This window comes from Amycolatopsis ponsaeliensis, assembly GCF_030182635.1.
GTDB lineage: Bacteria > Actinomycetota > Actinomycetes > Mycobacteriales > Pseudonocardiaceae > Amycolatopsis > Amycolatopsis ponsaeliensis.
Genome location: NZ_JAPZLD010000007.1, coordinates 263,637 through 286,914, shown reverse-complemented (window position 1 = coordinate 286,914; position 23,278 = coordinate 263,637). Strand labels below are relative to the sequence as shown.

At 70.8% G+C, this 23,278-nt stretch carries 16 protein-coding genes; 5 read left to right on the top strand and 11 right to left on the bottom strand.

The window, feature by feature from the left end:
• Positions 1–5 precede the first annotated feature (5 nt).
• Complete coding sequence (locus QQ657_RS13595) at positions 6–590, bottom strand: 3,4-dihydroxy-2-butanone-4-phosphate synthase (protein WP_284742458.1); 585 nt, start codon at positions 588–590, stop codon at positions 6–8.
• A 512-nt stretch (positions 591–1,102) separates the two neighbouring features.
• Here QQ657_RS13595 and QQ657_RS13590 point away from each other — a divergent pair.
• Entirely contained in the window at positions 1,103–2,425 is a 1,323-nt protein-coding gene (locus QQ657_RS13590; RefSeq protein ID WP_284742457.1) for an NtaA/DmoA family FMN-dependent monooxygenase, read from the top strand.
• A 35-nt stretch (positions 2,426–2,460) separates the two neighbouring features.
• Positions 2,461–4,287, top strand: coding sequence for a flavin-containing monooxygenase (locus QQ657_RS13585; RefSeq protein WP_284742456.1), 1,827 nt, complete (start codon positions 2,461–2,463; stop codon positions 4,285–4,287).
• 40 nt (positions 4,288–4,327) lie between these two features.
• On the opposite strand, the gene QQ657_RS13580 is transcribed toward QQ657_RS13585, so the two are convergent.
• The 5 genes from QQ657_RS13580 to QQ657_RS13560 are packed head-to-tail and all read right to left on the bottom strand — an operon-like array spanning position 4,328 to position 8,076.
• Positions 4,328–5,131 (bottom strand): polysaccharide pyruvyl transferase family protein, encoded by an 804-nt coding sequence (locus tag QQ657_RS13580; protein WP_284742455.1) that lies wholly within the window; start codon positions 5,129–5,131, stop codon positions 4,328–4,330.
• Entirely contained in the window at positions 5,128–5,637 is a 510-nt protein-coding gene (locus QQ657_RS13575) for a dihydrofolate reductase (protein ID WP_284742454.1), read from the bottom strand. Before QQ657_RS13575 ends, QQ657_RS13580 begins: the two co-directional genes overlap by 4 nt.
• Positions 5,634–6,158, bottom strand: coding sequence for a TetR family transcriptional regulator (locus tag QQ657_RS13570; RefSeq protein WP_284742453.1), 525 nt, complete (start codon positions 6,156–6,158; stop codon positions 5,634–5,636). The genes QQ657_RS13575 and QQ657_RS13570 overlap by 4 nt, the downstream gene beginning before the upstream one ends.
• On the bottom strand, positions 6,155–7,357 hold the full coding sequence (locus QQ657_RS13565) for an NAD(P)/FAD-dependent oxidoreductase (RefSeq protein WP_284742452.1): 1,203 nt from the start codon (positions 7,355–7,357) through the stop codon (positions 6,155–6,157). The genes QQ657_RS13570 and QQ657_RS13565 overlap by 4 nt, the downstream gene beginning before the upstream one ends.
• A gap of 53 nt (positions 7,358–7,410) precedes the next feature.
• Entirely contained in the window at positions 7,411–8,076 is a 666-nt protein-coding gene (locus tag QQ657_RS13560; protein ID WP_284742451.1) for a TetR/AcrR family transcriptional regulator, read from the bottom strand.
• A gap of 319 nt (positions 8,077–8,395) precedes the next feature.
• Here QQ657_RS13560 and QQ657_RS13555 point away from each other — a divergent pair, with 319 nt between their 5' ends.
• The 3 genes from QQ657_RS13555 to QQ657_RS13545 all read left to right on the top strand — a co-directional run bounded on the left by QQ657_RS13555 (position 8,396) and on the right by QQ657_RS13545 (position 11,795).
• Positions 8,396–10,018: a GMC oxidoreductase gene (locus QQ657_RS13555; protein ID WP_284742450.1), complete on the top strand. Its 1,623-nt coding sequence runs from the start codon at positions 8,396–8,398 to the stop codon at positions 10,016–10,018.
• A 68-nt stretch (positions 10,019–10,086) separates the two neighbouring features.
• The gene (locus QQ657_RS13550; RefSeq protein ID WP_284742449.1) at positions 10,087–10,980 is read left to right on the top strand and encodes an ATP-binding cassette domain-containing protein; all 894 of its coding nucleotides are present in this window, start codon (positions 10,087–10,089) and stop codon (positions 10,978–10,980) included.
• On the top strand, positions 10,977–11,795 hold the full coding sequence (locus QQ657_RS13545; RefSeq protein ID WP_284742448.1) for an ABC transporter permease: 819 nt from the start codon (positions 10,977–10,979) through the stop codon (positions 11,793–11,795). The genes QQ657_RS13550 and QQ657_RS13545 overlap by 4 nt, the downstream gene beginning before the upstream one ends.
• Here the strand turns inward: QQ657_RS13545 and QQ657_RS13540 are convergent.
• Genes QQ657_RS13540 through QQ657_RS13520 form a run of 5 tightly spaced genes read right to left on the bottom strand, consistent with a single transcriptional unit; the run spans position 11,768 to position 23,278 of the window.
• Positions 11,768–12,937: a glycosyltransferase gene (locus QQ657_RS13540; RefSeq protein WP_284742447.1), complete on the bottom strand. Its 1,170-nt coding sequence runs from the start codon at positions 12,935–12,937 to the stop codon at positions 11,768–11,770. The two genes, QQ657_RS13545 and QQ657_RS13540, sit on opposite strands and share 28 nt — an antisense overlap.
• Positions 12,934–13,755, bottom strand: coding sequence for an alpha/beta fold hydrolase (locus tag QQ657_RS13535; RefSeq protein ID WP_284742446.1), 822 nt, complete (start codon positions 13,753–13,755; stop codon positions 12,934–12,936). Before QQ657_RS13535 ends, QQ657_RS13540 begins: the two co-directional genes overlap by 4 nt.
• Complete coding sequence (locus QQ657_RS13530; protein ID WP_284742445.1) at positions 13,752–14,066, bottom strand: phosphopantetheine-binding protein; 315 nt, start codon at positions 14,064–14,066, stop codon at positions 13,752–13,754. Before QQ657_RS13530 ends, QQ657_RS13535 begins: the two co-directional genes overlap by 4 nt.
• Positions 14,067–14,083: 17 nt before the next feature.
• On the bottom strand, positions 14,084–16,672 hold the full coding sequence (locus tag QQ657_RS13525; RefSeq protein ID WP_284742444.1) for an acyltransferase domain-containing protein: 2,589 nt from the start codon (positions 16,670–16,672) through the stop codon (positions 14,084–14,086).
• Between the two features lie 6 nt (positions 16,673–16,678).
• Entirely contained in the window at positions 16,679–23,278 is a 6,600-nt protein-coding gene (locus tag QQ657_RS13520) for a type I polyketide synthase (protein ID WP_284742443.1), read from the bottom strand.

The window sequence follows — 23,278 nt, the reverse complement described above, 5'->3', positions numbered from 1 at the left end:
TCCGGTCACCGTGCGCGGGTTTCCGGCCCCGTCGGTACTAGCACGAGCCCGTGCTCGGTGGCGAAGCGCCGCAGCTCGCTTCCGCTTGCCATGCGCGACGGATCTTCGGCGGAAACCAGCGTGCTGTACACCGCGCTCGCGCTCCGACCGGACCGGCGCACCAGCTCGATCGCCGTCTCGGCGATCCCGGGAATCGCACCGGCGTAAGCCTGAACCGGAACGACGTGGCCGGGCCGGGTGAAGTCGTCGGCCACCGAATCCGGTGCCGCGAGCGCGGCGATGGTGCGCGCGCGGTCGGCACCCGAGATGCCCGTTCCGGGGCCCCGCCGGTCGACCGTCACCCGCTGGGCTGGATCTCCCCGGTAGTACATCGGCGGCAGATCGAGGCGGCGGCAGTCCTCGGCGGTCATGGCGACCCGCACGAACCCGGACGTGTGCCGCACCGTGAAGGCCAGTAGCGCCGGGGTCGCCAGGGCCGCGGCAAAGACCAGGTGTCCCTCCCTGTCGTCCGCGACGATGACCGGTTCTCCGGCCGCGAGTGCCGTGAATGCCTGATCGGCATGGCTTCGCGAAGGTGCGTGGATGGTCATGAGGTGACTTTCGGGCCATGTCGGCCTGCGGACGAGCAGAACCGAGTTGTGTCCTCAGTGGACACTGTGGAAGGGCCGGTGACGGCTTCCTGGCCATCGTCGGGCAGACATTCGGCGGAGTCAAGGGGGTGAGTGCTTCTCCCCGGGTTCGCTCTGAGAATTGTTGCCAGGTGCCAAAAATTCCGTCGCCGCGACAACGGAACGCCGGTCTGGTCGAGGACCGGTGGGCCAGTTTTGAATCAACCAGTTGACTCAAAACTAGGAGAGGGTGTTCACTACTTCGACGTGGCGCAGACCACGTTGGCCGGGGCACCGGAGTTCCGGGCCTGCTGGCTGCTCAGTACGCACAGCTGTCTCGTCGACGCCGCCGAACAGGAGGTCAAGTGCTCGTCGCAGCCGGCCTCCGCCGGTGCTTCGTGGCGCCCGGGCGCCGTGCGAAGCCGGGACGTGACACTTGAGGGCTCGCCGGGTGGGGGTGCGCCGCAGTGATTCACGGACCAAGGAAGAGAACGATGTCGGATCGACGCTATCTGCACCTGAACCTGGTGGGGAACGACCTCAACCTCCACCAAGGAGCCCTCGCGTACGAGCGGGAACACAGTGACCGGCCGCAGCAACTGGACCCCTTCGCCCGCTTGCTGGACTACGGGAAGCTCGCGGACGAGGGCCTCTTCACCGCGGTCTTCCTCGGTGACGTTCCCGGCGCGGTGGGCTCTCCGGCGCCCGACGGCGGACCCGCCGAGCCGATCACGGCGCTGACCGCCATGGCGGGCGTGACCCGGCACGTGGGCCTGATCGCGACGGCCTCGACGACGTTCTACGACCCCTACACCCTCGCTCGCTTGATGGCTTCGCTCGACCAGGCCTCCGACGGGCGGGCCGGGCTCAACGCCGTCACCACCGCGGGGGACCACTTCGCCCTGGCCTACGGCCTGAAGGCCCACCCGGATCGCGAAACCCGATACCGGCGGGCAGACGAATTCCTCGACGTCGCCACCGCGCTCTGGGAAAACCGCGAGCTCCGCACCGACCCCGACGGCGTGATCCGGTTCTACGCCACGCAGCTCACGCACCACGGTGAACTCTTCCGGGTGGAGGGCGCGCTGAACGTCGCTCCCAGCCGCCAGGGGCGCCCGTTGATCGCCCAGGCAGGCGGGTCGGGGCCGGGTATCGCAGTGGCGGCCAAGCACGCGGAGATGGTGTTCACCAACGCCACCACACGCGAAGGTGCGGCCGCCTACCGGGCGGACCTGGACAAGGCACTGCTGAAAGCCGGCCGGGCGCCGGGCACTGTCCCCGCCATCCCGGGGCTCATTCCCTTCCTCGGGCGCACCAAGGCGGAAGCCGAGGAAAAGGTGCGCGCCCTCGACGACTTCGTCGACTGGGAGATGCTCGCGCCCTTCGCGCTGGGACAGTTCGGCATCTTCCTGTCCTTCGACGACGTCAATGACCCGTTCCCGGTGGACGTCCTTCCCCGGCCCGAGGACGTCGAGAAAACCATCACCAGCACCTACGGCAACTACGTGGGGCTCTACAACTGGATCCAGGAACGACCCGGTCTTTCGGTACGTGACGTCACCGCCCACGCGATCGGGCGAGGCGGTTCCACGCACCGGAAGTTCGTCGGCTCGTACGACGAGATCGTCGACGACTTCGCGCTGTGGTTCGAAGACGGCCACGTGGGCGGATTCAACATCATGTTCCCGATCGGCGCCCTGTCCATGCGGGAGTTCAACAACGAGGTCGTACCGCGCCTCGTCGACCGGGGCATCTACCGCGGCACCCCGGACGAGCGCTCGCTGCGCGAGCGCCTCGGCGGGACCACCGGCCGCTGAACCCGCGGGCCAGGAGCACGTGAAAGGAACGGAACATGCCGGAAACCGTGTCCCCGCCGGGACCTCAGCCCGACCACTTCGACCCGGACTGGGTGCGCGCCAAGTACGCCTACGAGCGCGCCAAGCGCCTGCGACCGAACGGGATCGACCAGTTCGTCGAGGTGACCGCCGAGTTCTCGCACTACGCCGACGACCCGTACGTCGAGCGGGTCGACCGTGAGCCGCTGGAGGACGAAGTCCAGATCCTCCTCGTCGGCGCCGGGCTGGGCGGCCTGCTGGCGGCCGTCCGGCTCCAGGAGGCCGGTTTCACCGACGTCCGCATCGTCGACAAGGCGGGCGACGTCGGCGGCACCTGGTACTGGAACCGCTACCCCGGCATCCAGTGCGACATCGAGTCCTACATCTATATGCCGCTGCTCGAGGAACTGGGCTACGTCCCCACCCGGCGCTACGCCTCGGGTGCGGAGATCCGCGAGCACCTGTTCGCGGTCGCCCGGCACTACGGCCTGTACCGCGACGCCTTGTTCCAGACCGGGGTGACCGGCATGACCTGGGACGGGTCTGCGAAGAAATGGCTGGTGACCACCGATCGCGGCGACCGGATCACCGCCGCGCTGGTAGTCGTGTCGCCGGGATCGCTGCACCGGCCCAAACTCCCGGGCATCCCCGGGATCAACGAGTTCCGGGGTCACACCTTCCACACCAGCCGCTGGGACTACGACTACACCGGAGGTGACGAGTCCGGTGGCCTCACCGGGCTCCGGGACAAGTCCGTCGGCATCATCGGCACCGGCGCGACCGGGCTTCAGGTCGTGCCGCAGCTGGGACAGTGGGCCGAGCGGCTCTACGTCTTCCAGCGCACCCCCAACGCCGTCGACGTCCGCGACAACCGTCCCACCGATCCCGGATGGGCGGCCGGTCTCGAGCCCGGCTGGCAACGCCGTCGGATGGAGAACTTCACCCGGGTGACCGCCGGCGCCGAGATCGAGCTCGATCTGGTCGGTGACGGCTGGACCGAAGTTTCCGCCGAGCTCACCGCCGCCGCGGTGATGAAGGAGATGGCCCGCCGCGAGGGCGCGATGACGATGGAGGAGATCTTCGCTTTCCTCTACGAGCAGGACTACCGGTCGATGCAGCGGCTGCGCGAGCGGATCGACTCGACCGTCACCGACAAGAAGACGGCGGAGGCTCTCAAACCCTGGTACAAGCGCCTGTGCAAGCGACTCGGCTTCCACGACGAGTATCTGCAGACGTTCAATCGCGACAACGTGCAGCTCGTCGACACCGACGGCCGCGGGATCGAGCGGCTCACGACCGACGGCGTCGTCGTAGACGGCACCGAGTACAAGGTCGACGCGCTGGTGTTCGCGACCGGCTACGAGGTCGGCACCACCTACACCCGCCGGGCGGGCTTCGACATCGTCGGCCGCGACGGCCTGCGGCTGTCCGAAAAGTGGAAGAACGGACCGCGGACGTTTCACGGGCTGCAGTCCCACGGCTTCCCGAACTGCTTCTTCCTCGGCTACACCCAGACGGGCATCGCGCACAACTACACGCACACCGCCGAAGAGCGCGCGTGTCACCTGGCCTACCTGGTCGGGGAGTGGGCTGCCAGGGGAGCGAGCACCATCGAAGCAGACCTCGCCGCGGAGGACGCCTGGGGCGACACCATGCGTGACATGGCCGGCGCCGGGATCGCCTTCTTCGCGGACTGTACCCCCAGCTACCTCGACACCGAGGGAGACCACGAAAACCCCGACAGCCTGCTGGCCGCAGGCTATGGTGCCGGACCCGTCCAGTTCTTCGAGCTGCTGGAGAAGTGGCGCTCGACCGGCGAGCTGGAGGGCGTGACGCTCGCATAGCCGCGACCACCCGGCGGCTTGGCCCGGTGCACGATCCGGGCTAAGCCGCCGGGAAGGACTTGATCAGCTCGTCCTTGATGCGGGCCAGGTCGGCCGGAACGCGGTACCGCTCCTGTACGTGGTCGGCGGCCGCCGCTACGCCCATGCCGAGCACCTGCCCCGGGGACAACAGGAAGTGGCGGTCCGGGTCGGCGAAAACCGAGTAGTAGTCGCGGAACTTGTACATCCCGCCGATGAACTGGTTGGTGCTGAACCTGACGTGTCCGTTGGGTACGCCCAGGGAGTCTGCGACGATCAGGCCGTGCAGGCTGGACGACACCAGCGTCTCGCACCGGGCGATCTCTTCGACCACGTGGCGCGGGTCGCTCGTCGCGTCGATCAGGTGCACCCCCGCCTGCTCGCGCAGCCAGTCCAGCTCGGCGACCTCCGCGTCCAGGAAGTGCGGCAGGACGCCCAGCCGGTACTCCTTGGCCGGGGCGGCGGTCACCAGTACGTCGGCCAGGAGACCGGGGTCGCCGACCGCGACGCCGGCCCGGTCGTCCTCCACCCGTTCCCGGGAGCGGGTCCCGCGCACGGCGACCACGTCGAAGTCCCGGTCCGTGATCTGGTCGTCCTCCTCCCGCATGAAGCCGGTGCCCCACAACACCGGCCGGTTGGCGAGCTTCATCCCCAAGGTCATCTCGATGATCGAGCCGGCCGCCACGATCTCGCACGAGTGAGGCGGCGCCCACTGGCAGGGCTGGCCGAAGATCTCCTCGACCAGCACCGGGCTGATCTCGTCACCGAAGTTCCGTTTCGGCTGGTGTTCCATGCGCCACCAGTACATCCGGAGTCTGGTCGTCACAGTGTGCGCTCCAGGGTCGTGAACTCGTACTGGTACCCGCTGGTGTCGTGCGTGGTGCTGCTGACGACGCGGCCGAACGCCGAGTAGTCCGGGAACCTCGCCATGCCGTCGTGATGGCCCTTGACGATCGTCAGGTAAAGCCGGTCGCAGAACGGAAGCGCGTCCCGGTACAACGCCGCCCCGCCACCGATGAAGATCTCGTCCGGGTCATCGTTCCGGGCCATCGCGAGGGCGTCATGCAGCGAATGCGCGACCCGGCAGCCGGGGACCCGGTAGGACCGTTGCCGGGTGACGACGATGGTCGAGCAGCCAGGCAGGGGAGTGCTGAACTCTTCGAACGTGACCCGGCCGAAAAGGATGGGATGACCCGCGACGATCGCGCGGAAGTGCCGGGAGTCTTCGGGGATGTGCCACGGCAGCCCGCCGGAAGGCCCGCCGATGACCCGGTTCTCGTCCAGCGCGGCGATGGCGCTGATGCGTGAGGCGCGTGAGCCGGCCCGTGTCATCGGATCGCTGTGGGTTGGCGCATCAGGAATCCGGCCAGCTCGTGCAGCAGGCCGGTCAGCGGCTCACGCGCCGAAGCCAGCGGGTGCAGACCAGCCGACCGCACCAGCGCGATCCCGATCGCGGCGGCGAGCACGAGCTGCCCTTGTGCGGCGATCGTGTCGTCGTCGGGCCGGTCCACGTCTTCGGACAAGGCGGCACCGAACGCCTGCAGGGCCTCAAGACGGGTCTGCTTCGTGCCTTCGGTCCCCGGGTCGTGCGCCAGTAGCAGGAGGTGCTCCTGGCTGCCGAAGAGGATCCCGGGACATCGAGGCAGACGTGCCAGGCACGCGGCGAACAAACCCTCTTTCGACTCGAAGTAGCGGTTGATGAGGGACACGTTCGCGCCTGCCGCGTCGGCGATGTCTCGCACCGACGTGTTCGCGTACCCGTTGCGGGCGAAGAGCCGGGCCGCGGTGTCGAGGAGCCGTTGCCTGGTTCTTGCCGCGTTCCGCGGCGGGTGCGCCGCGCCGGTCACCGTCACGGCTCGCTGGAGACGGGGTCGAGCAGGGCATCGACGACATCCTGGCGCCGGAGCCGCGTCTGTTTCGGCATGTTCCAGCCGAGCACTGCGGTGACCCGGCCGTCGCGCCGGTACTGGGCGACGAACCGCCGCTCGGCGGTGTCGCCTTCGACGACGGTCACTTCCGCATTGCCGTCGGGGAAGCCGTGCACTTGCACCTTGACGTCGTACTGGTCCGTCCAGAAATAGGGGACCGGCGTGTAGGGCCGGTCGTCTCCCATGATGTTCCCGGCCACGACCATGGCCTGCTCGATCGCGTTCGTCCGGTTTTCCAGCCGCACCAGGCCGCCGAGCTGCTCGTGGTGCCACCGCGCGACGTCTCCGGCCGCGTAGATGCCTTCGGCAGCGCGGCAGCGCGAGTCGCACACCAGGCCGTTGTCGACGTCGAGGCCGCTGCCCAGGAGCCAGCCCGTCACGGGGGCGGCACCGATCGCCACCACGGCCACGTCGGCCGGCAGCACCTCACCGGTGTCGAGGCGCACACCGGTCACCCGGCCGTGTTCCCCGGTGAACCCGCTGACGCCGGTGCCGAGGCGCAGTTTGACGCCGTGCTCGAAGTGCAGGCTCGTCAACAGGTCGCCGACGAGCGGGCCGACCTGGGCCGTCAGCGGAGTGGGTTGCGGGCCGACCATCGTCACGTCCAGGCCCATTCCCCGGGCCGTAGCGGCGATTTCGGCGCCCAGCACGCCTTCACCGACGACCACGAACCGCGATGCTTGCACGAGATCCCGGCGCAGGGACGCCGAGTCCTCCAGCGTGCGCAGGACGTGCACCCTGGCTAGGCCGGCTTGGCCGGGCATCGCGCGGGGACGAACGCCGGTGGCGACGACGACGGCGTCGGCCGACAGCTCCCGCCCCGCGGCCGTCTCGACCGTGCGGCTCGCGGCGTCGAGACTAATAGCCTCGTCTCCCAGGATGATCTCCGCGCCGAGGGCGGCCAGCGCGGCCGGCGGGCGGAGCCAGGTCCGGTCCGGCTCCCACACACCCGACAGCACCTGTTTGGACAGCGGCGGCCGGTCGTAAGGCAAGTGGGTTTCGGCACCGAGAACGGTGATTTCACCCGCATAACCCCGGCGGCGTAGAGTATCCACCGTGGACAATCCGGCGGCGGAAGCGCCGACCACGAGGACACTCCTCGGCCCGCTGGTGCCGACCGTCATTGTTGAACCTCTTCCATCTCGGGGACACGGGGTGAGCTTTCCCGCCCGCGCCGTCACGCGGGGCTGCTGACCGGGGCGAGCCAGAGCCCGACGATCGCATCGATCAACCGCGTCGCTGCCTGTTCCCAGTCGGCTTGCGCAGCAGGCAAGTCTCGGGCGAAGACTGCTTCACGTCGGGCGAGCATGTGTACCAACAGGTGCCGGGCCATCTCGTGCCGTTCGGCCCGCACCTTGGCCGGTAGGGCGGGCAGGGAACCGTCGAGCCCTTTGACGGTCTGCACCAGCGCGCGTGAGCCGAGCGCGTCGGCCTCCATGAGCTCGCGGTAGGCGGGATTGGTGGTGACCTGCGTGGCGAATCGGCCGAACCAGCTGGGCGTACCCAGGCTCGCCAGATGCCGTGTGACCGGGCGGACCAGGCAGATGACCCAGTCCCGGACGCCAGGTGCGTCGCCCAACTCGGCGACGTGCCGGGCCCGGAGGCGTTCGATGTCTTCGTTGTGCCCGGCCATGATCGCCCTTACGAGGTCCGCCTTGGTGCCGAAGTGGTAGTTGACTGCGGCGTTGTTGCCCTGTCCCGCCGCCTCGCTGATCTGGCGGTTGGACACCACTTCGATGCCGTACTCGGCGAAGAGCCGTTCGGCCGTGGTGAGGATCAGTTCGCGGGTGGCGTCTCGTCGCGCGGACCTGGTCATTCGCCCGGGTCCGGCGGATCGGTTCATCCCGGACCTCCTCCTCGGGGCTGCTGCGGGTGTCCGCCCAGTTAACCGGCCAGGCCAGTTTGAGTCAACTGGTTGATTTAAAACTGGACTATGTCGGTCGGTGGACGTGCTGTCTCACCCCGGCCGGAGTCCGGCGTTTTTAGCACGAATTGCTACCGGGGTATGCGGATTGTTGTTTTCCGCTGCCATTGTCGAATCGCTCGGCCGGCGGGTAATCTCAAGCGAGTCCTTCCGGTTGGTTATTGGCCGGTCGGCGCATTGTGCAGAGTGAAAATGTTGCGGCGCTCCCCTGTGGAAACGGATGACAATGGAGTCAACGATGTCTGAAAACTCCCCGGCCCCCGGCGGATCGCGCATCAGCCGCCGACAGGCGCTCGGCACTGCCGCCGTCGGCGCCGCCGCGGTGGGCGGCCTGCTGGCCGGTTCCGGCAGCGCGCTTGCCCAGGTGGCCTCGGCCGGCGTCCGGGTGACCGAGCAGCGGGAACGCGCGGTCGTCGTCGGCTCCGGGTTCGGCGGTGGCGTCTCAGCTCTTCGTCTTGCGCAGGCGGGCGTGTCGACGCTGGTCCTCGAGCGGGGCCTGCGGTGGCCGACCGGGCCGAACGCAGACACCTTTTGCCGCTTCGCCAACATGGACAACCGGTCGGCTTGGCTGACCGACCACAGTGTCGTCCCCGGCGTGGACAAGACGTGGACGCCCTACACCGGGGTGATCGAGGCCGTGGAGGGCGACGGCATGACCGCCAACTGCGGCGCGGCCCTCGGCGGCGGGTCGATCATGTACCACGGCATGACACTGCAGCCGACGAAGGCGAACTTCGCCGCGTCCATGCCGATGGCGGCGAACCTCTACGACGAGCTCAACCTCTGGGCGTACCCCCGCGTCGCGAGCATGCTGGGCATCTCCACCATTCCCGACGACATTCTGAAGACCGACCCGTACAAATCCTCCCGTCTCTTCAACGACGTCGCGGCCAAGTCGGGCCTGAAGCCTTTCCGCGTGCCGCTCCCGATCGACTGGAGCTTCGTCCGCGGTGAATTGGCCGGCCGGTACGCGCCCACCTACACCACCAGTGACATCGCTTTCGGGGTCAACAACGGTGGCAAGCACTCGATCGACGTCACGTACCTGGCCGCGGCGGAGGCGACCGGCCGGGTTCGGGTGGCGACGCTGCACGTCGTCAAGGACATCGCCATGGACGCGAACAAGCGCTGGGTGCTATCGGTCGACCGCATCGACACCGCCGGCGTGGTGCAAGAGAAGATCCGGATCACCGCGGACGCCGTGTTCCTCAACGCCGGTTCGCCCGGCACGACGCGGCTGCTGGTCAAGTCGCGCGCGAAGGGGCTCATCCCCGACCTGCCCGACTCCATCGGCACCCAGTGGGGCAACAACGGCGACCGGATCTACGCCTGGATCGGCATGAACGGTGACGCCGGCACCCAACAGGGCGGTCCCGCCTGCGTCGGCGGCACCGCGCCGCTCAGCCCGATCCCGCTCACGATCATCCACGCCGGCGCCCCCGCGGCGCTCGAAGGCGTGAAACTCATGACGGTCGTCGGTTTCGGGGTCGTCCCGGCCGCCGGCACCTGGGCCTACGACGCGACCAAGGACGACGCGGTGCTGACCTGGCCGCTCGCCGCCGACGCCGCGCTGCAGACTCTCATCGCGGCACGGATGGCGGCGCTGGCCGTGGCCGGCGGTGGCGTGATGGTCGACACCAACACCGCCGCGCCGTCGACGTGGCACTCGCTCGGCGGGGTGCCGATGGGGTCGGCCGTGGACATGAACGGGCGCGTGACCGGGCACAAGGGCCTGTACGTGCTCGACGGTTCACGGATCCCCGGGTCCACTGGTGCGTGCAACCCGTCCATGACGATCGCGGCACTCGCCGAACACAGCATGTCGAGGATCGTGGTTTCTGACGTCGGACGGGTCTTCTGACCGGGCGGGGCGGTTTCCGGGCGGAGCCGCGTATCATCACCGCCGAGCTCAGCAAATCCTACGGATCGGTGCGGGCGCTGGCCGACGTCAGCTTCGCCGTCGGCCCGGGCCGGATCCTGGGCGTACTGGGCCACAATGGCGCCGGCAAGACGACCTTGGTCGACATCCTCTCCACTCGAGTGCGTGCCGACGCCGGCACGGCGCGCGTCTGCGGCTGGGACGTGCGAAGCGGCGGCTCGCAGGTGCGCCGCCGCATCGGCGTCGCGACGCAGTTCACGGCCCTCGACGACGCCCTTTCCGGAGCGGAGAACCTGGTGCTCCTCGCGCGGTTGCTCGGCGCGACGGCGAAGCAGGCCCGGGAGCGGGCCGCCGAACTGCTGGCGGCGTTCGACCTGACCGAAGCCGCCGGCCGCCGCGTGAAAACCTACTCCGGTGGCATGCGGCGCCGGACGGACCTGGCCGCCTGCCTCTTGGGCCGGCCCGAAGTGCTGTTCCTCGACGAGCCGAGCACCGGCCTCGATCCGGTGGCCTGCCGCCAGCTGTGGGACATCATCAAGCGCCTGGCCGGCCTCGGGATCACGGTGGTGCTCACCACGCAGTACCTGGCCGAGGCCGAGCACCTGGCCGACGAGGTGCTCGTGCTCGCGGCCGGGCGGGTGGTGGCCGCCGACACGCCGACCGCGCTGAAACGACGGCTCGGCAGCCAGCAGCTCACTCTCACGTTCCCGGAAGCCTGGCACGGTGACCGGGCGCTCCAGCGGCTGCGGGGTCTCGGCTTGCGTGGCGTACTGGATCCGCGGTCGGGGGCGGTCGTGCTTCCGGTCGACGGTGGCGGTGACGTCGTAGCCGCTGTACGTGCGGTCGACGACGAGCGACTGCCGGTGGCACGCGTGCGGGTCACCGAGCCCACACTCGAGGACGTCTACCTGACTTTGCACGGCGCCGGGCAGGTGTCCCGGTGACCGCGCGCGTGCGGCTGCCCGCCTCGGTGGGCACGAGGTGGCCGGACAGCAGTTTCGCCCGGCAGGTGCGCGTGCTGACCGGTCGCTATGTACGCGCTTCCCTGGGCGATCCGAAGCTGCTGTTCCTCGGGTTGTTCCAGCCGGTGGTGCTGTTTCTGTTGTTCAGCCAGGTCTTCGCGGGGGTGGGTGCCGTACCCGGGGTCGCCCGGTTCGCGGGCTACCTCAACTTCCTGCTGCCCGCGACGATCGTGAACATCGCGCTGACCACCGCGATGGGCGCGGGGTTCGGCCTGCTCAGCGACACCTACACCGGGTTCACCGGGCGCCTGCGGACGATGCCGGTGGCCAGGATGTCCCTTCTCGTCGCCCGCAGCCTGGCGGACGCGATCAGGCTTGCCCTCCAGCTCGTCGTGATCCTGGTGATCGCGTGGCTGGTGCTCGGGTTCCGGCCCGGCGACGGCTGGGGCCTCGCCGCGGCGGTGATCTTCACCGTCGCCGTCGGGTGGGCGTTGAGCTGGCTGTTCCTGGCGATCGCGGCGTGGCACCCGCGGCTGGAGGCGATGCAGGCGGTCACGTTCATCGTGATGTTCCCGCTCATGTTCACCTCCAGCGCCTATATGCCGGTCGAGACGATGCCCGGGTGGTTGCGCGTGGTCGCGAAGGTCAATCCGGTCACCTACGCGGTCGACACGACCCGCGCACTGGCACTGGGGGTACCCGCCGGAGCGGCACCGGCGATCGCGGCGGTACTGGCGGCCGCAGTCGCCGGTGTTAGTGCCTGGGCGGCCTACGCGCGCGTCTCACGAGAGTCGTGAACACCGGCCGCCAGGTCCTCCAGTGCGTCGGCCGCGGCGGGCGCACCACCGGCGGCCACGAACGACTTCCGGATCAGGTCGGCGGCGGCCGCGAAGGCTGGGTCGCCGCCGACCTGGTCGAGCGCGTGCCCGACCAGCTCGGCGCGGCTGTGGGGGAACCTCAGCCGCACGCCGGCGCCGGTCGTGGCGACCTGCCCGGCGATGACCGGCTGGTCGTCCCGGATGGGGGCGACGACCAGCGGCACACCGGAGGCGAGGCTTTCGCACACGGTGTTGTGCCCGCCGTGGCAGACGACCGCGGCCGCGTGCGGCAGCAGTTCGGGCACGGGCAGCCACGGTAGCCTGATGAAATCCCCGTCGAGCTCCCGGAGGCGGTTGCCGGGATCGGCGAGCACGCCCTGGAGTTCCGGCCGCGCGTCGAGCGCCGCCACGCATTCACGGAGGAAGCCTTCCGTCACGTCGGCGTTCACCGTCCCCATCGTGACGAGCACGGACAGGCGACCGGTGTCGAGCCGCTCCCACGGAAACCCGTCGTCCGAGGCAGGGGGCCGGGGCACCGGGCCGACGAACCGCACGGCGGGTCCCACGTCCCCGGCCAGGGCCGGTGTCGTGAAGGCCAGCACCAGGTGCGGGGAAAACCGCAGATCTCCGCCGGCGCCCGGAACGCCGTGGCGGTGCCGTAGTTCGCCGAGCCGTCCGACCAGCCAGTCCCGTACCCGCGGCATGGCGGCCAGGGGGTCGGTCAGCTCCGCGGAGGTCGACGCCGAGGTGGCCCAAGGGAGTCCGGCCCGCTCGGCGACCAGCGCACCGGCGAGAGCCTGCTGATCGGTGAGCACGACGTCAGGTCGGGTGTGACGCACAGCCTGCCGCACCCCGGGAACCATCGCTTCGGCCAGGGGCAGCAGGACGTCGTCCCACAGGTGCTTCAGGGCCGCGTATCCGCGCAGGTGGGGTGGTCTGGGTCCGGGGGAAGGCGACGCGCACGCGTGGATCGGCCAGCGCCCGGGCAAGGTGCGGGCCAGCACGGTTTCGTCGCCGGCCCAGCTCACCTCGTGGCCACGGTTCCGCAGCTCCTCGGCGACCCCGATGATCGGGTTGACGTGCCCGGTGAAGGGCGGCACCACGACGAGGAACCGGGTCACGGGCGCCCACCGGAGGCCGCCAGAACCCGGTTGTGGTGCCGGGAGATCCAGTCCAGGATCACCGGCCTGATCTCGTGGTGCCGCTTCACCAGCACGGAATGGTCCTGACCGTCGACGACTTCGGTGCGGCATTGGGGCAGGAGCCGTTCCAGGCCGCGCAGGTCTTCGCTCTGGAAGCCTTCGCTGCCCACGATGGACAACACCGGGCAGTCCAGGGAGGCGAGGGCGTCTTCGTCGAGGAAGGGCCCGGTGGGCACGTCCTCGACGATGGTGGTCGCGCGGATGAGCTTCACCGCCGACCTGGTCAACCGGGCGTAGTGGGCGCCGAAGGTGTCCTCGACCCAGGTGATGTACTCCTCCGCGGCCATCCCGTCGACGACGCCGCCGAGCGTGCGGGCCATCTTCCCCGACCAGACCTCGGTCGGGGGTTCGGCTTCGATTGCCACGATGCTGTGCACCAGTTCCGGGTATCGCGCGGCGAAGTCGAAGGCGACAGTGCCACCGAAACTGTTGCCCACCAGGTGGACCGGTTCGGAGATGCCGACGCCCTCCAGCAATGCTCGCAGGTCTTCGGTGAAGTCCCGGACGAGGTACCCGGTGTCTGGACGTTCGGTCCGGCCGTGGGCCCGCAGGTCATAGGTGAGCACGTCGACCCCCGCGGCCGCCACGGGTGGGGCGAGCGTGAGGTAGAAGCTGGCGAGGCTGTCGTAGCCCAGGCCGTGGATGAACACCGCCTGCGGGGCGTCGGCGGTGGCGGGGTTCTTCGCCCGCAGGTGCTGGTAGTGGGTCCGGACCCCGTTGACGGCGAGGAAGCTCACGCGGTCGTGCCCGCCTTTTCCGACAGCGCGGAGTGCACGTAGTCCGCGAGCAGCCCCAGGCGCAGCCCGATCACGTCGTCCATCTCGAGGGCGGCGAGGAACTCGGCGAGGTTGACGCGTTCGCCGTAGCGTTCGGTGAGCATCCCGCCTAGCGCGACCAGGTCGATGCTCTCCAGGCCGAGGTCGTCGTGGAACAGGCTGTCCGGGGTGATGTCGGTGTCGTCGATGCCGTACTGGTCGAGCAGATCGGTCACCATCGACCGGATCACGTCGAACACGGCCTGGGCGGAGGGGTCGGTGCGATAACTCATCGAGTGCTCCCGGTGGTTCAGGGGGACAGGACGTGACAAGCGGGAAACCCGGCCGGCGGGCCGGTCGCGGTGCTGCCGGCGGGAGGTGGGCCTTCGGCGATCTCGATCTCGGGGAGCTGCCCGGAACCGGTATCCCGGACCCGCGCCACGGCGACCGGCCCGAGCCGGGCGACGGCGATGTCGAGGCCGGGTACTTCGAGCCCGTGCCGGCCGGTGACCCGGCACGAGCCGGACGGGTCCTGGTGCACGCGAAGCTCGGCCGGGTAGATCGGACCCGCGCCGTGGTCCCAGAGCCAGCCGCGCACGGCGTCCTTGACGACGGCCAGTTTGAGCAACCAGGCCCGCTGCCCGGTCGGCGGTAGCCGGGCGTACTCCGCGTATTCGGCGCTCCCGGCGTAGCGGCGGAGGTAGAAGTCGCGGGATGACAACGTCCGCCAGTGCTCGGTCAGCCACCACAGCCCACCAGCGGGTTCGGCAAGCGTGGCGGTCCCCGGCGTGCGGTGCACCGCACCGGCCCGTTCGCCGCTGTCGAAGCGCCGGTCGACCCAGCCGCGCACCGTCATGACGGGCGCGCCGTCGCGGGACAAGCGGCCGTCCATCGTCACGGTGTCCGCGTCGAGCCCGGTGACCCGCACGAAGCAGTCCACAGTGGACCCGGTGGCGGGTTCGGGTGCGTGCAGGTCGATCCGGGCGATGTTCGCCGGCAGGGCGATCCAGCGGTCCGGGACGTTCTCGACCAGCCATTGGCCCAGGAACTGCCCCAAGTTGTCCAGCAACGCGCCCGGAGCGGGCGGAACCGTGATCACCCCGCGCAGGGTCCGGTCGGATACCGCGATCGACCGGGTCAGCCCCTGGAAGGCCGGGCCGTGGAAGAGCCAGCCCTGCCGGTACATGTCGGTGGCCGCCAGCTCGGGCGTTCGCTCACCGGGCTCCGGCGACCATGAGGGTGGCGGTGGTGGGCGGTGGCGCGCGAGCAGGACGGTTCCTTCCGCGTTTTCGCCGAGCCGGACGTGCACACGGCCGGCACCGGTGTGCTCGACGTCGATCCGCACCTGCCGCGGCGGGCAGACCGGGAGCCACCGGTGGAACGTGAGGTCTTCGGCGGCGATGGCGACCAGTCCGGGGCAGGCCTGTTCGGCTGCCTCGATCATGTGCGCGACCATCGTGGTCGCGGGGACGAGCGCGCGCAGGTCTTCCTCGTCGGGCCAGTCCGGGCGCTGCCGCATCAGGCAGTGGTCCCGCAAGTAGGGCATCGCCGCGAGGGAGACGTCGAGAACCCGGGTGTTGCCGGTTGCGCTCGCCGCGCGCAGCACCGCGGCCACGGCGTCCGCGGTCCGGTCGAGGAACCCGGCCATCTCGCCGGCCAGCGTGGTGCCGAGTGCCGCCAATCCCGCCACGCCGGCGTCCGGCACGGACACCGCGATCGTCTCGGTCGGTCGTTCCAGAGCGTCGAAGTCCGGTTCCGCCCCGTCGACCCACAGCGCGAGGGCGCAGCGGCGCAGCTGGTCCAGCCCGGACCGGTGTGGGGAGTTCGCGGCCAGCACCAGGAAGTCCGCACCGGGGACGTCGTGCCGGAGGGTGTCGTCGATCAGAGATCCGAGCTGTCCGGTACCGAGCTGGAGAAAGGCCCGTACCCCCGCGGTGTACAGCGATCGCACCACTTGACGGAAGCGGACGGGCTCGACCAGGTGCCGCAGGCACAGTTCGCGGGCGGCCGCGGCGTCGTCCGGGAACGGGGCCGCGGTGGTGGCCGACCAGACCGGGGTGGCGGCGGGCCGCATCCGCAGCGCCGGTACGCCGTCGCGGAAGTAGCCGAGATACGGCTCGAGCATCGGGGTGTGGAACCCCGACTTGAACGGCAGGAGCCGGCAGATCACGGCCCGCGCCCGCATCACCGCCAGGACCTCGCCGATGTCGTCCGCCGGCCCGCAGACCACGGTCTGCCCGGCCGAGTTCTCGTGCGAGACGACCACTTCCGGGTGCGCGGCGAGCACCGGTGTCACCCGGTCGGCGGCGCAACCCAGCACCGCGAACTCGACCCCGGGCACGCGGAGGGCGTCGAGGTCCGCACGGGCGACGAGCGCGTCGAACTCCGCGGCCGACACGATGCCGCCGGAGATCATCGCCGTCCACTCTCCGACGCTGTGGCCGGCGACCGCGTCGGGCCGGATCCCGAGCCGGCGCACGGCCGAGTCGAGCAAGCGGCCCACGGACATCACGGCGGATCCGTGCCGGCCGAGCGATGCGGTCGACACGTCCGGCGCGGGCAGGCCGAAGTGCTCGGCGACGTCGGCGACGTTGGGCGCGAAATCTCCTTCCAGCCCGGGGAAGACGAAGGCGGTACGGCCGCCGCCGGCGAGCAGCGGGGCCGGGCTGAACCACAGGTCACTGCGTCGCCGTACCGGCTTTCCCTTGCCGACCAGGCGCCGTGCCGTGGCCAGCCGGTCCGGGGTGGGATCGAGCAGTGCCAGCCGCGGTCCGGGACCCCGGTAGGACGAGCCCGCCGGCTCACCGGCGTCGAGTGCGTCGAGCAGGCCGCCGATTCCGGGCGCCGCCAGCAGCAGCATCCGGCCGGTCGCCTGCGGCGCGGGAGGGGCGATGCTCATCGCCGCCTACCAGGCCGAGGCCGTGTACAGGACCGTGGGGACGTCGCCCCACGCGAGTTCGCGGAACAGCGCCGCCACAGCCGCGTCCGGGGCCAGCAGGCTGATGCCGCGTTCGGTGTAGGAGCGGGCCAGCTCTTCGCTCACCATGCCGCCGTGCGGTCCTTCGGGGGCCCACGGTCCCCAGTGGACGGTGAGGGCGCGGGCGCCACCGCGGGCGGACCAGGAGCTGCCCAGCGCTTCGAGCGCGTCGTTCGCCGCTGCGTAGTCGGACTGCCCGCGGTTGCCCAGCACCGCCGCGATGCTGCCGAAGAACACCACCGCTCGCGGCAGGTCGGGCAGTTCGTCCAGGGCGCCGAGCAGGGCCCGGGCTCCTTCGACCTTGGTCCGGTAGACGCGGGCGAACGACTTCGCGTCCTTGTCGGCGACCAGCCGGTCCTCGATGACGCCCGCCGCGAAGACCACCAGGTCGAGGCGGCCGTGTTCGGCGTGCACCTGCTTGACCAGCCGGCCGACGGCGTCGGCGTCGGTCGCGTCGACCGAGTGGTAAGTGGCCATGCTGCCGTGGCCGCGGAGCTCGGTCAGCGTCCCTTCGACCTCGCGGCGCGCCAGTGTCTCCTTGGCCCGCCGGTCGATCTCGGCGGGATCGCGGTGCCCCAGCTTGGCCAGGGCGCCTCGGAGTGCGGCCAGGTCGGTGGCGGCCGCGATTTCGGCGGGTTCGGCGTCCGTCGCGGTTTGGGTCCGCCCGGCGAGCTCGATCCGGCACCGGGTGGCGGCGGCCAGTTCGACGGCAACCCGGGCGGTGATGCCCCGCGCCCCGCCGACCAGCAGGACGACGGAGTCGGAGCTCAGTCCCGCGGCGGCCAAGTCGGTGGTGCCGTCGCCGGCCGGTCCGGCGCCGGTGACGGCGAGCCCGCCGAGCGGGGTCTCGACCAGATCGGGTACGCGCCGAAGCGGGTTGTGGCGGACCACCGGGCCGCCGGTGCGGTCCTGCAACTCGCCGGCCACCAGCTCGGCGATCTCGGTTTCGTCCTCGGTCGCATCGATTTCCACCAGCCGGGTGAGTGTGTCCGGGTACTCCCGGGCGATGCTGCGGAAGAAGCCGCGCAGCCCCCAGGACTGGGCGCCCGGGCCGGCTACGGCCACGCACCAGCGCACGCGGGGCAGAGCCGAAGCGAAGAGCGGATAGAGCTCCGGCAGCAGCGGCTCGTCCACGGGGGAGAGGGCGTGCAAGGAGATCAGTCCGTCGAAGGGTGTGTCCTCGGGGATCCCGGCCTCGCCCAGCACCACGGGATCGGCGCCGCTGGCCGAGAGGCGTCCGGCCAGTTCCTCGGCGATCCGCGGGTCCCCGCCGGCGATCGCGATCGCCGCGCCGATCAGGGCCTCGGCGTCCGGTGTCGCCGGAGTGGCCACCAGGTCCAGGACGAACCGGCCGGGCGGGCTGCCTGCCGCCGCGGGTTCTGTGGGTTCTGCGGAGGCCGGTGCGGGTCCGCCGAGCACCGCGGCCATCGCACCGGCGGTCCGGCTCCGGACCAGGTCGTCGATCAGGTCGCGCCCGCCGGCGAGCTCGCCCGCGATTTCGGTGCGCTTGATGGAGTCGACGGACAGGTCGGCTTCGAGGTCGAGGTCCGGGTCGATCATGTCCGGCGGGTAGCCGGTCCGCCGGGCGATCACGCCGACCACGAGCGACAGCGGGTCACCGGCCGGCGCGGGCGGTGCTTCGGGCTCGACGACCGCCGTGATCGCCGGTACCGGCGCCGGGAGCGCCACGGGTTCCGGCACCGGGAAGGCCGCCGGGGAGGTGGTTGGGGCCCCGAGGTAGCCGAGCATGACGTCGCGTTGTGCGGTGACGAGTTCACGGCTCGTGCGAAGGAAATCCGCGACGAGCGCGTCACGTCCCGTTGGATCGGGCAAGGTATCCGTCCTCGACGTTGAGAAGGGGTTGACCCGGCGGGCCGGGGCCAGCCCGCCGGGGATCACGTCGCCGTCGGCGGTGCGGACCCGATGGCCGTCGATCGTCCAGCGCGGCCGTTCCGGGGGCTCGGCGAAGGTCAGGTCCCGGCCCGGGCGGCCGCTGTGCAACCAGCCCGCCCGCACGTCCACACCCGCCGTGGCGAGCCGGGCCAGGCCGGTGAGGAACCCGCGAAGACCGTTTTCGCCGGGACTGACCACCGTGTGCGGCCGGTCGTGCAGGATCTTGTCGACCAGGCCGCTGAGCACCGAGCCCGGACCTGCTTCGACGAAGACACGCGCGCCGTCGGCGTACATGGCTTCGATCTGCTCGGCGAACAGCACCGGGGAACCGATCTGGGCGGCCAGCTCAGCGCGGGGCGCGTCGGCGTCGGCGGGGTAGGGCGCTGCGGTCCGATTCGACCAGACGGGCCGGTCGCGCTCGCGGAAGGTGACGTCCGCCAGCACCGCGCCGAACGTGTTGCCCGCGGCGGCGACCACGGGACTGTGGAATGCGCACGCCACGGGCAGCTGCGTGGCCGACAAGGACGCATCGCGCAGGGCCGCGAGGGCGACCTCGATGGCAGGCGAGGTACCGGCGATCACGGTCTGGTCTGGTGCGTTGCGGTTGGCCACCACGACGTCGCCGATCCCGGCGAGCACGCGTTCCACCTCCGCGGCGGAGGCGGAGACCGCGGCCATCGCACCGGGATCGGCCCCGGCGGCATCCACAATGGACTCCGCGCGTGCCGCACTGAGCCGCAGCAGGACATCCGGGGCCAGCGCGCCCGCGGCGGTGAGGGCCACCAGTTCGCCGTAGCTGTGCCCGGCGAACATGTCGGCCCGCACTCCCGAAAGGGTGAGCAGCTCGTGCACGGCGAGCCCGGCGATGCCGAGCGCCGGCTGGGCCCGGCGGGTGTCGCGCAGCCGGTCCCGCTGGGCGCGGGTCTCGGCGGCGTCGAAGGCGGCGGGCGGGAAGACAGTGTCGAGAACCGGCCCGGCGTGCCGGGCGATCCGGTGCAGTTGAGGGAAGGTCGCGAACAGCTCGGCGAGCATTCCCGGGCGCTGGCTGCCCTGTCCGGGGAACAGCACGGCGATCTTGCCCGCCGGCGCGTCGGCGCCGGGGATCACCTCCGGCGGCGTTTCTCCGCTCGTCACCGCGTCCACGATCCGGATCAGCTCGTCGAGATCCTCAGCGACGAAGGCGAAGCGCACCGGCGACAGCTCCCGGGCACTCCACACCGAGACCGTCTTCGCGAAGTCCCGCAGCGCCCAGGGCCGTCCGTGGGTTTCGTTGGCGGTGAGTAGTGTGCGCAGCCGTTGCAGCTGACGCACCGCCGAAGCCGTTTCGGCGCTGCGGATCAGGAACAGCTCGGCGGGCCAGGCGGTCCGGCTCTGCCGGCTGAGGTCCGCCGTCCCGTGCCCGGCGAGGACCAAGTGGAAGTTCGTGCCGCCGAAGCCGAAAGCGCTTACGCCGGCCACCCGCTCTTCCGCGGGCGCGAGCCAGGGGGACGGCTCCGTGCGGAAGACGAACGGGCTGTCGGGCGACCAGGCCGGGTTGGGGGCGGTGATCATCGTCGGGGGCAGCACACCGGTGTGCACGGCCAGCGCTGCCTTGATCAGCCCGGCCATCCCGGCCGCGCACTTGGTGTGCCCGATCTGGGACTTGACCGAACCGAGCGTGCAGCTGCCGGGTGCTGCCCCGGACTCCTCGTAGAGCTTCGTGATCGTGGTGAGCTCGGTGCGGTCGCCGACCACGGTACCCGTGCCGTGCGCTTCCACCAGCCCGACGCCGGCCGGCACCACGCCCGCGTTGCGGTAGGCCCGGTCCAGCGCACGGCGCTGACCCTCCGCCCGCGGGGCGGTGAGCCCCATCGCCCGGCCGTCGCTGCCGCTGCCGACGCCCTTGATGACCGCGTAGACGCGGTCGCCGTCGCGCTCGGCGTCATCGAGCCGCTTGAGGACGAGACAGGCCACGCCTTCCCCGAGGGCGATCCCGTCGCCTTCGGCGTCGAAGGTGCGGCAGCGCCCGCGCGGGGAGAGCGCGCCGACCGAGGAGAACATCAGGAAGTCCTCGATCGAGTTGTGCAGGTCCGCGCCGCCGCACAGCACGACGTTGCTGTCACCGGTGAGCAGTTCCTTGCAGGCCGCGTCGACTGCGGCCAGGGATGAGCCGCACGCCGCGTCGACGGTGTAGTTGGCGCCGCCGAGGTCCAGCCGGTTGGCGATCCGGCCGGCGATGACGTTGACGAGCTTGCCGGGGAAGGTGTCCTCGGTCAGGCGCGGTAGCTGCTCGTCGAGCTCGGCCGGCACTTCGTCGAGGTAGGCGCGCAGCATGATGCGCAGCGTGTTGGTGCGCGAGAGGTCGCTGCCCGCCTCCGTTCCGAAGATCACGCTGGTGTGCTCCCGGTCGAACGGCTTGTCCTCGTAGCCCGCGTCGCGAAGTGCCCGCTGCGCCGCTTCGAGCGCGAGCAGCTGCACGGGTTCGATCGAGGCCAGCGCAGCCGGCGGAATTCCGTAGCGGAGCGCGTCGAACGGGATCTGGGGCAGGAAGCCGCCCCACTTGGAGTACGTGTGTTCGCCGGTGCCGGGAGTCTTGTCCTCGGTGTAGTAGCGCTCGGCGTCCCACCTGTCGGCGGACACCTCGGTGATCGCGTCGACGTTGGCGAGGATGTTCGCCCAGAACGCAGGGAGGTCGGCGGCACCCGGGAACATCGCCGAGATGCCGACGATCGCGATGTCGAGCGGTGCCGGGGCTTCCGGCCGGAGGTGCCGGCCCAGGGGAGTGGGCCGGGCCGCCGAGAACTCGACGGCGCCGGTCGTCACCTCCGCGTGCAGGCGGGCGAGGCCGGTGGTGGCCGACCGCAGGACGGCCACCTGACCCGCCATGTAGAGGCCCGCCTGGTGCTGGCCCGCCTCGTCGACATCGATCAGGTCGCTGCCGACGCGACGGATTCCTTTGCTCGCTATCCGCAGGCGTCCGACGTTGAGCTCCTCGAGGCGTTGCCACACCTCGCGCTCATCCGTTTCCTGCTCCTGCAGCTCCCGGCGGAGCGAGGCGAACTCATCGGTGAAGGGACTGGGCAGGCAGCGGGTCACGTGCCCAGGTGCCGTCTCCAGCAGGACCGTGGATTCGGCCGCCACGGCCTGTATCCGGAACAGTGGTTGCACCGCGCCGTGCTCCACCGCTTCGTCGGTGAACAGGTAGGCCGTGCCCATCAGGATCCCGACCGCGGCGCCGCGGTCGCTCAACGGCGCGGCCGCGGTGGCCACCATCGCCGACGAGCGCGCGTCGTGGATCCCGCCCGCGAACAGGATGTGCAGTTCGTCGGCCGCGCCACCGGCTTCGGCGAAGTCGAGCAGCACGTCGATGGCCGCCTGCCACAGGCAGAAGCTGGTGCGCGGTCCGACGTGACCGCCGCATTCCGAGCCCTCGAAGACGAACTTGCGGGCGCCCGCGGCGAGGAACTGCTGCAGCAGTGCCGGGGACGGGACGTGCAGGAACGTCGCGATGCCGGCGTCCTCCAGGACGGCGGCCTGGTCCGGACGGCCTCCGGCGATCAGTGCGACCGACGGGCGGACCTCGCGGATCGCCCGCAGCTGCCCGGCCCGGATGTCCTCGGCCGCGAAGCCGAGGACGCCGACGCCCCAGGGCCGGTCGCCCAGCCGGGTGCTGGTTTCCGCCAGCAAGGCGGCAGTCTGATCCGCGGAGGAGAGGGCGAGTGCCAGGAAGGGGAGGGCGCCCGCGTCGGCCACGGCGCGGGCGAACCCGGCTTGGTCGCTGACCCGGGTCATCGGGCCCTGCGCGATGGGCAGCGTGATGCCCATCGCGCGGGCGAACGCCGAATCGGGCGCCACCGCCGGAGCGTCGCCGAAATCCTGGCTGCGGAAGGCATCCTCGACGGTTCGGACCGCGCGGGCCGTCGTGCCGTATCGCTGCGCGAACCGGGCCGCGAGGAAGCAGTCCTGGCCGACGGGAAGGCGGTCCTCGCCGAGGGGCAGGAAACGGTGGCCGGACTCCAGGTGGGTGTTGGTGCCGTCGCTCAAGGCGAGCAGAGCCTGGACCGAATCGGGCAGCGCGCATTCCGCGAGGAGCGCGAGCTGGGTGTCCAGGACGACCCCGGCCGCACCGCCGGCCGCGGCCGCTGCGGCGGTCGTGGGCCCGATGCCGCCGCAGGCCAGCACGGGGAGCGGGAGCTGCTCGTCGCCGAGAAGCTGCTGCAGGAGGACGAACGAACCGAGCTCGCCGACCCGGCCACCCGACTCCGAACCTCGGGCGATCAGTCCGTGCGCGCCATCGGCGTGGGCCGCGTGGGCCTCCGCGACCGAGGTGACCTCCGCCAGGACCGGCAGGTGCGCGGCGGCGTCGGCGACGGTCCAGGAGGCGTCGCCGCACAGCAGGACGACGGCCGGCTCGACGACCGCCACCACATCGGCGATCGAGGCCTCGCAGGCGCCGGTGACCCGGACTCCGAACGGCCGGCCACCGGCCAGGTCGGCGGCGAGGACGAGCTGTTCGAGCGCCGCCCGGTCACCGCGACCGAGGTCCAAGACGCCCAGCGCGCCGGCACGGCCCGCCGCCGCGCACAGGACGGCGTCGGGGATTCCGCACGGCGTCACCGCCACGACCGGCCAGTCCCAATCGGTCCTTGCTCCCAT

Coding starts and splice junctions, on each gene's coding strand:
- QQ657_RS13595 (WP_284742458.1), bottom strand. CDS start 590: ATGACCATCCACGCACCTTCGCGAAGCCATGCCGATCAGGCATTCACG.
- QQ657_RS13590 (WP_284742457.1), top strand. CDS start 1,103: ATGTCGGATCGACGCTATCTGCACCTGAACCTGGTGGGGAACGACCTC.
- QQ657_RS13585 (WP_284742456.1), top strand. CDS start 2,461: ATGCCGGAAACCGTGTCCCCGCCGGGACCTCAGCCCGACCACTTCGAC.
- QQ657_RS13575 (WP_284742454.1), bottom strand. CDS start 5,637: ATGACACGGGCCGGCTCACGCGCCTCACGCATCAGCGCCATCGCCGCG.
- QQ657_RS13565 (WP_284742452.1), bottom strand. CDS start 7,357: ATGACGGTCGGCACCAGCGGGCCGAGGAGTGTCCTCGTGGTCGGCGCT.
- QQ657_RS13560 (WP_284742451.1), bottom strand. CDS start 8,076: ATGAACCGATCCGCCGGACCCGGGCGAATGACCAGGTCCGCGCGACGA.
- QQ657_RS13555 (WP_284742450.1), top strand. CDS start 8,396: ATGTCTGAAAACTCCCCGGCCCCCGGCGGATCGCGCATCAGCCGCCGA.
- QQ657_RS13530 (WP_284742445.1), bottom strand. CDS start 14,066: ATGAGTTATCGCACCGACCCCTCCGCCCAGGCCGTGTTCGACGTGATC.
- QQ657_RS13525 (WP_284742444.1), bottom strand. CDS start 16,672: ATGAGCATCGCCCCTCCCGCGCCGCAGGCGACCGGCCGGATGCTGCTG.
- QQ657_RS13520 (WP_284742443.1), bottom strand. CDS start 23,278: ATGGGAGCAAGGACCGATTGGGACTGGCCGGTCGTGGCGGTGACGCCG.